At 38.9% G+C, this 8633-nt stretch carries 2 protein-coding genes; both read right to left on the bottom strand.

Annotated elements, in window-relative coordinates; genetic code table 11:
- On the bottom strand, window positions 1-7635 hold a 7635-nt coding region (locus ACP6PM_RS22805), incomplete at its 3' end, for a two-partner secretion domain-containing protein (RefSeq protein WP_426588669.1).
- A gap of 339 nt (window positions 7636-7974) precedes the next feature.
- The gene (locus ACP6PM_RS22800) at window positions 7975-8415 is read right to left on the bottom strand and encodes an Hsp20/alpha crystallin family protein (protein WP_426588667.1); all 441 of its coding nucleotides are present in this window, start codon (window positions 8413-8415) and stop codon (window positions 7975-7977) included.
- Between the last annotated feature and the right edge of the window lie 218 nt (window positions 8416-8633).

Below are 8633 nucleotides of genomic sequence, written 5' to 3'. Positions count from 1 at the left end.
AGTATTGACATCCCCACCAGCAATATTATTTACAGTTGCATCACCTTCTCCAGTAACAGCAGTAATATCTCCAGTATTGACATCCCCACCAGCAATATTATTTACAGTTGCATCACCTTCTCCAGTAGTAGCGCTTTGGTCTCCAGTAGTAATATTACTTCCAGCTACATTACTGATACTCGCATCACCAGTCGCACTATCAACAGTTTGGTCTCCAGTTTCAATATCTTCCCCTGCCACCACATTTATTCCTCCGGCGCTTCCCGACTCAGAACTAGATTCTAAATCTTCAGTTGTCACAGATCCGTCAGTAGCAATAATTTCAACTTGACCTGCTGCTGTTCCGCCTTGGGTGGTAACACTTGCAGTTCTAATATCACCTTGAGTGCTAAAAGTATTCAAAGTAATATTCCCACTGGTGCCATTGGGGGCGCGGGTTTGAATTGTGCCTGTATTAATGCTCCCACTACTACTTTGAATACTCACATCTCCACTACCTGCATTACCAAAAGATGCCACATTATTAATATTGATAATACCATTAGCATTCAGACTAATATCACCACCTGTCGCAGTTTCAGCATTACCATAAGTAGCAATATGATTAATATTTAGGTCGCCGTCATTTATAGTTTCAACAGAAATTTGACCACCTGTACCATTGATGGCAGTTGAAAAAATAACACCCGTGTTGATATTGCCGTCGTTGTTGATGATATTAACAGCTCCGCTATCTTCTCCACCAAAAGAACTAATATTGCTAGTGGTAATATCACCCTCACCTTGCTGAATAATTAAAATATTACCGCCAGTACCTTCAGGAGCAGAGGAACTTAGATTAGCGCGTTCTTCTGCAAAGATAGTAGCGACATCTGCTGAAGATACATCAGCATCAGTAGAAATATTTGCTTCTGCGCCTAATTCATTTACATCTAACGGTCCTACAGTAGTATCAATATTTCCATTAGTGGTTTCCAGAGTAATATTACCACCTCTTGTTCCGCCACCGCTAAAAGTTTCGATAAAACCTGTAGTAATATTTTCTTTGGCGCTGAGGGTAACATTTCCGCCTTCCCCTTCTGCGGAAAAAGATAATAGCTGACCAACACTGGTATCTATTGCACCATCAGCAAAAATAGAAATATTACCACTTTGACCACTACCTTCGGTAAATGATTCTATAGTTCCTGTTTGGATACTACTATTACCTGTAATGGTAACATCTCCCCCATTACCATTACCTTCTGAAAAGGAAGAGATATTTTCTACTTGGATATTACCAGGGGCAATAATATCCACATTACCACCGTTACCTGTTTGGGAAGAAGAAGCAAACTCACCTGGAGCATCAATAATACCTGTTTGACTTTCAATGAGAATATTACCACCACTGCCTCCTGTACCATCAGAGCGGGAGTCTATATTAGCAGCCTCCGTGTCAGGATCGCTGTTAGGGATAATGTTAATATTGCCTTGACTGACAATACTAATCTCACCTCCATCTCCTTTATCACTATAGGAAGTGACTTCGGCGTTAGTTGTCACTGTACCTTCTGTACTTTGAATAGTAATGTCACCACCTGGGCGATTATTTTGTTCTTCTACTTGAGACTGAGTTCTGGTAGTATTTTCCTCATTTCTTCCAGGGGCTGGAATATTTTCGGGGTCTCCTGCTGAGGAAATAATAGCATCTGTGATAATATCACCTTTGGCATTAATATTGATATTGCCTGCTGCACCTTGACGAGAAAATGCCTCTATATCTCCTACCTTTATAGAACCTTCATCAGCTTTGAGAGTAATAGCTCCACCCCCACCAGTAGTATTTTCAGAGTTAGAATTGTTTGTTTGCCCCTGGTTTTGCGCTCTCTGAGCTATAGGTTCGCCACTGGAGGAAGAAATCTCACCTATTTCTAAATTGCCTTGAGTGCTAGTAATATTAATTTCACCACCATCACCATTAACCTCTGAAAAGGAAGAAATTGCTTCTGATGTGATATTTTCTGGAGCAGTAATGTTTACTGGACCGCCTTTACCTGTTTGGGATGAAGAAGATAATTTACCTTCGATATTAATCTTACCCCTGTTACTTGTGATGGTAATCTCACCACCATTACTCCTATTTCTGCCATCGGTACGGGAGTCAATAGCTTCTGTACGAATAGTAACATCACCATCACCGATAATAGTTATATTTCCCCCTGGTCCTTGATTACTATAGGAAATAATTTCTCCTTGAGTTGTTACTGTACCATCTGTACTTTCGATATCAATATTACCGCTTTGCCTACCTGTTTGTCCCTCAACTTGAGACTGAGTTATGGTCTGAGTTTCTGAGTTTTGTCCAAGAGAGGGTCTATCTTCTGGGTCTGCTGCAGAAGAAATTATTTCACTTGTGGTAGTAATATCACCCTTAGCTTCAAGTCTAATACTGCCCCCCGAGCCTTCACGAGAGAATGATTCTATCAGTGCTACATCTATATTACCTTCAGCTTCTACAGTAATATTTCCACCTTGACCTCCTTGGTTTCCTCCTCCTACGGTTTGTGGAACTCCATTTTCATTTATTTCTTCACCACTGAAAGAACCTAATTCACCACTGGTTGTATTAATATTTCCGCCTGTACTTTTTAGGGTAATATTGCCACCGTTACCATTACCTTCTGAAAAAGAAAAAATTGTTCCTACTTCGATATTTCCTCTTGCCCTAATCTCTACTGGACCGCCTTCACCTGTTTGGGATGAGGAAGACAGGTCACTATTGATAGTTATAGCGCCTGTTTGACTTTCGATTTTAATAGCACCACCATTACCACTACTATCAGCACGGGAATCAATACTTGCTCCATCAGCAATGTTAACTTCACCATTACTAATAACATCAATATTACCTGCATTTCCTTGATTACTATAGGAAATAATTTCTCCTTGAGTTGTTACTGTACCCTCTGTACTTTCGATACGAATATTACCGCTTTGCCTACCTGTTTGTCCCTCAACCTGAGACTGAGTTATGGTCTCAGTTTCTGAGTTTTGTCCAAGAGAGGGTCTATCTTCTGGGTCTGCTGCTGAGGAAATTATTTGACTTGTGGTAGTAATATTACCTTTAGCTTTGAGGGTAATACTGCCCCCTGAACCTTCACGAGAGAATGACTTTATATTTCCTGCATCTATATTACCTTCAGTTTCTACAGTAATATTTCCACCTTGACCTCCTTGGTTTCCTCCTGCTGAGGTTTGTGGGTCTTGGTTTTGATTTATTTCTTCACCACTGAAGGAACCTAATTCACCACTGGTTGTATTAATATTTCCGCCTGTACTTTTTAGAGTAATATTGCCACCGTTACCATTACCTTCTGAAAAGGAAGAAATTGTTCCTACTTCGATATTACCTGTAGCGGTAATATTTAGATCGCCACCATTACCTCTTTTAGAAGAAGAGAATAACTGACCGCTACTGGTATCAACATTGCCGCCTGTACTTTCCAGGGTAATGCTTCCACCTTGACCACTACCATTTGAACGAGAGTCAATACCACCTGTAGTCAAATCACCACTACTTGTAATATTCACACCTCCAGCATCTCCTAATTCAGAAAAGGAAGATAACTCAGCTTCGATAGTAATAGCACCTGTTTTACTTTCTAGAATAATATCGCCTCCAGCACCATTGACATCGCTGCGGGAATTAATCTCATTACCTATATTAAGATTACCAAAACTTTCCACAGTGACACTACCACCATCACCAGTAGTGGCAAAGCTATTTATTTCTGCTGTGGTAGTTACCGATCCTTCTGTACTTTTAATACTGATATCACCACTACTAGCACCATCTCCCTGGGTCTGTGTTGTTGCTCCTATGGTGTTACCATTTTCTGGGTTGCCAGCAGTAGAAAGAGTTCTGCCAGTAGTAATATCACCTTGAGCTTCTAGACTGATATTGCCACCTGAACCTTCACGAGAAAATGATTCTAGATTAGATTCACCCTCAGTTCCTGCGGTAGTATCAATAGTCCCCCCTGCTTTTAGGGTAATATCTCCTCCATCACCACTACCAGAATTTTCAGACTCTTCTGCTTCACCAAAGTCTCGACCTGCAAAAGAAGAAATATTTCCAGTTTTAATATCGCCCTGACTGGTAAGACTGACAGTTCCTGCATTTCCACTACTGGAAGAAGATGCGAGTTCACCACTACTGCTATCAATATTTCCTTCTGTACTTTCTAGAGTAATATTCCCACCTCGACCATTACCACTTGCACGAGAGTCAATACGACTTGTTATCATATCGCCAAAACTTTTGATATTGACATTTCCCGCATTTTCTGTTACGGAAAAAGAACTCAATTCACCGCTACTGGTATCAACACTTCCACCTCTACTTTCCAGGTTAATACTCCCTCCTTGACCATTAGTTGAACGGGAGTCAATATTACCTGTTATCAAATCGGCCAAACTTTTGATATTGACATTTCCTGCATTTCTCTCAAAAGAAGAAGAAAATATCTCGCCTCCAGTGGTATCAACATTTCCGTCTGTACTTTCAATGGTAATATCTCCACCTGTACCACCTCTTGTTATAGAATTAATGTTACCTGTATTAATATTACCAAGACTTTTTATATTCACACTTCCCGCATCTCCAGCATCGGAAAAAGAACTCAATTGACCAATAGTGGTATCAACATTTCCACCCGTGCTTTCTAAACTAATATTCCCTCCCCGACCATTTTCTGAATTGGAGTCAATATTACCTGTTATCAAATTCCCATTACTTTTAAAAGTGACATTTCCAGCATTTCCATCAGTAGAAGCAGAAAAGATTCCTGTCTCTGCTTCAGAACCCCTACTATCAATATTTCCGTTTGTACTTTCAATGGTAATATCTCCACCATCACCAGAAAATGTAGATGATCGAATAATTTCCGTTTTAACATCTCCAAAAGCTTTTATATTGACATTTCCTGCATTGCCACTTAAGGCAACAGTATCTATTCCTGTAGTGAGAGTTACTTTGCCTTCTGTACTTTCAATGGTAATATCACCGCTATTGCTAGTATTGACTGTAGTATCTATATTATTGTCAGTATTGTCTGTTTGAGGATCGCCAGCAGTAGAAAAAACTAAACCTGTAGTAATATCCCCTTTGCTAATAATACTAACATTACCTCCACTACCGAGAAGGGAAAATGATTCCAGAGTTCCAGTGCTAGTATCAATAGTTCCTTCTGCTGTAAGAGTAATATCTCCTCCACTACCACTACCATCTGAACGGGAGTCAATATTACTGGTTTTTAAATCGCCATTACTTGTAATAGCAACATTCCCACCATTCCCTTGCAAAGAACCAGAAAATATTTCACCCCCAGTTGTATCAACTTCACCTCCACTATTTATCGTAACGTTCCCACTTCTATTATTCCCTCCTGTGGAAACATCAATTACACCTGTTTTAATATCACCATCAGCAGTGAGAAAAACATCCCCACCACTGGTTGATGCTGAATTGGCATCAAGGGTGGTTTGAGTAGTATCAATATTCCCACTACTAGAAATAGTAATCTTTCCTGGTTGACTATCACGAGTTGATGTAATTATCTGTTCGGTTACAGTAATATTTCCATTAATACTTATTTCAATATCGCCACCATCAAAAGTTGAAAGACCTTCTACTTCTTCACTAACTCCACCAATAATTAAATTATTTATTGACTCAAGAAATAGCCCTCTTTCACCTGTGAATACTTCTAAATTATTTATATCTATACGCAAGGGTGCTTCAGCTAAACCTATACCACCAATACTTTCAGTTTGAAATATTGCTCGGTCGGCAGTAACTAAAGAATTTGGAGAAACTCGTCTAATATTTCCGCGATTAGCATTAATTAATAGTTGACCAGTAGTAGTTAAATTAGCCAGATTTATATCGCCATTTTCTCCTAAACTTCCTAGTAGAATTGTAATATTCCCACTACCTGCATTTAATGTTGTACCTTCTATTTGATTAATGGAACCTGCTCCTGGGTCCCGATTATTAATATCGGCTCCATCATCATTACCAGATAGAGTAATATTACTATTATCAGTGGATGTATCTATATCAGCATTTATATTAATGTTTCTTCCGGCTATTAATTCTATAGATTCACCAGTTTCTATTGGTTGATTAACAGTTATATCATTATCAGCTTGCAGAATTATTTCTCCTTCTAATCCTTCTATTTCTTCGGCAGAAAATGTTTGATTATCCTCTTCATTTTGATTTGATGTTTCGGCTCCTATAATTATATTTTTAGGGTCAAATAATATTGTTCCTGGTTCTCCTAATCTTGAACAGGGGCAGGATGCCCCCGCTACATTAACATTTCCATCAAAAATTAATTGCTGTTTGCCAGATATTTCAACAAACCCTCCATCACCAGAAAATTCTCCTCCTTTAGCACTAATATTTCCAGCAAAATTAGTAATATCATCTGACCAAATTATGACTTGACCACCATTTCCATTGTTAATAGCATCCGCCGAAATAAAAGAGTTATTGTTAACAAAAGTTTGCTGAGAATTGGGAACATTTCCATTGCCTTGGAAGTCGCCACCAATTAATATTCTTCCTCCACCATTTAAACCGTTGGCCTGAATATTGGCATCAATAACTGCTACGCGATCGCCTAACACATTTATTTGTCCACCATTGTATCCCCCCTGACTCCTCTTTGAAAGGGGGGGAGTGGAAGTGGAAGTTGTTGATACATCAATATTTCCAGAGGCAACTGCTACTCCTTCTGTATCTGTCAAGACCAAATTACCTTGAGCATCAACTATCACAGATGAGGCATCATTTGTTTCGCCACCTGTTAACAACTTTGCTAATGATAATGGTGTAATTGACTCTCCCGATAAATTTGTAGAAGAAGGTGATACATCTAAACTCAAAACATGGCCTGGTTGAGAGATGCGCAAAGTATCCCCACCATTAACTGCAGCGATGGTAATATTTCCACCTGCGGTAGATAGTTGACCTGTATTGACAACTGTGCCGCCAGCGAGAGTAAGATTGTTTCCTGGATTTAAACTTAAATTTCCTTGATTAACTATAGCGCCTGGGTTAGAGATATCAAAATGATAGCCACTGGGATTACCTACTAAATTTGAGTAGTCATTTGTACCCATTGCTTTAAACCAGAAATTATTGCCGTTGAAACCTATACCTGTGGCAGTAGTAACACTGAAAGAGGCAGGAACATTGAGCCTAGCATTAGGGCCAAATATTATTCCGGCAGGGTTCATTAAGAAGAGATTTGAGTTCCCACCGACTACTTGAATTAAGCCATTTATAGTAGAAGCATTTCCACCTGTCACTCTACCCAGGATGTTGCGAATATCTGGGGTAGTAAGGAAGTTGGCGGTTTGACTAGATTCAACGTTAAATTGACTAAAACTGTGAAATAGGTTCGCACCGTCGTTGCTAGGAGTGCCACCTTGGATATTAAATTGGTTGCCGTTTTGGTTGACGGTAGTTCCTGTACCGTCTGTTGCTGGGATAATAGGTTGACTATGAGCAGGGATGGCTACTGTTCCCAATAGAGAAACAAAGGCCATCAGAGGATAAAGATGTAATGTTAATAGCTTCATCTAATTGACTGATATTTATTTTTTCTGAAAAAAATAATTATGATTAGTTCTAGTATATCTTTTCCATTCCATCAGTTACCACAATAATCAATATTCAGAAATCAAAATGAATAGGATAAAAGTAAGGAGAGGTTTTCATTTGGTGGATAGACCACAGTAGGGACGTTCCATGGAACGTCCCTACAAGGTTTTGGTTGTGATGATGTAGTTTATGTATCTCAAAAGCGCTGTAATCAGATTAACTGTAAATCTAATTGTATATAAATAATTGCATATAAAAGTAAGGCGTGTATACACCCTACTTTCACTTAGTTAACTGCTTTTATTTTTCTAGTCAAATCAGTCAATATTGACTTTCACAACTTGATTTTTCTCAGCTTCAGCTTTGGGTAAATGTAGATGCAAAATACCATCTTTGTAGTCAGCTTTGACTTGGTCATTTTGAACCCTTCCAGGTAGAGAAATTACTCGTTGGAAAGCACCATAACGAAATTCCGAACGAGTCATTCCTTGTAATTCTGTCTGACTTTCTTGACGACGTTCTCCTTTAATTGCCACTGCTGAAGCAGTAACCTGTACATCTAAATCTTTCGCCTCTAAACCTGGTATTTCCAGTTTTAATTCAATTGCATTATGGTTTTCGTGCATTTCCGCTGCTGGTGTAAATGCTATTCCTTTTTCTTCACCATTCGTAGTAGGAGCGAAAGTATCAAATAAACGATTCATTTCTTTTTGCAAAGAGTCAATTTCACGCCAGGGAGAAAAACGAACAATAGCCATATCTATTACCTCCTAAATTGATGTCTTATGTATTGATTTAATTTGTTGTTTCTGTTTCTATTTTAGAGTCGATTTTGTGTTGAATAAGTTCGGTAGATAGGAAAGATGCGAGGGCAATTGCCGTACTAAAGTTTTTGAATCATCGCATCTTTCTATGTTGCTACAAATCAGTCAATATTGACTTTCACAACTTGATTTTTCTCAGCTTCAGCTTTGGG

Origin of the sequence: Dapis brunnea BLCC-M229 (assembly GCF_050015995.1) — a bacterium.
Classification (GTDB): Bacteria; Cyanobacteriota; Cyanobacteriia; order Cyanobacteriales; family Microcoleaceae; genus Trichodesmium.
Note: the sequence above shows the minus strand (reverse complement) of the source record. Positions and strands in the feature narration are given on the sequence as shown.

Bases quoted from the DNA above. Each gene is read 5' to 3' on its own strand.
- ACP6PM_RS22800 (WP_426588667.1), bottom strand. From the start codon at position 8,415: ATGGCTATTGTTCGTTTTTCTCCCTGGCGTGAAATTGACTCTTTGCAA.